Origin of the sequence: Paraburkholderia podalyriae (genome assembly GCF_014397785.1) — a bacterium.
Taxonomy (GTDB): Bacteria; Pseudomonadota; Gammaproteobacteria; order Burkholderiales; family Burkholderiaceae; genus Paraburkholderia; species Paraburkholderia podalyriae.
This window is the reverse complement of the sequence record NZ_VZQQ01000321.1, coordinates 1-279: the sequence shown is the minus strand read 5'-3', so window position 1 is coordinate 279 and position 279 is coordinate 1. Positions and strand designations below refer to the sequence as shown.

The 279-nt window shown below is 52.3% G+C and carries 1 rRNA gene; it reads right to left on the bottom strand.

What is annotated here, in order from left to right:
- Window positions 1–109, bottom strand: a 23S ribosomal RNA gene (locus F6X42_RS43220); the annotation flags it as partial.
- Between the last annotated feature and the right edge of the window lie 170 nt (window positions 110–279).

Genomic DNA, 279 nt, shown 5'->3' with positions numbered 1-279 from the left:
TCCGGATCAAGGCTCGTTTGCCAGCTCCCCGGAGCTTTTCGCAGGCTACCGCGTCCTTCATCGCCTGTGATCGCCAAGGCATCCACCACATGCACTTGTTCGCTTGACCCTATAACGGGTGTGTCTCCCAATGATTGCTCACCGCAGATCACTTCCGCTACAGGTTGAGTATTCGTGTTGCGCCGTATTCCAAAGCGATCTCTCGATCACCTTTAAAATACATCGATACAATCACAACCCTGATTCACCTACTCACACACCCATCTCCAGGCACGCTTT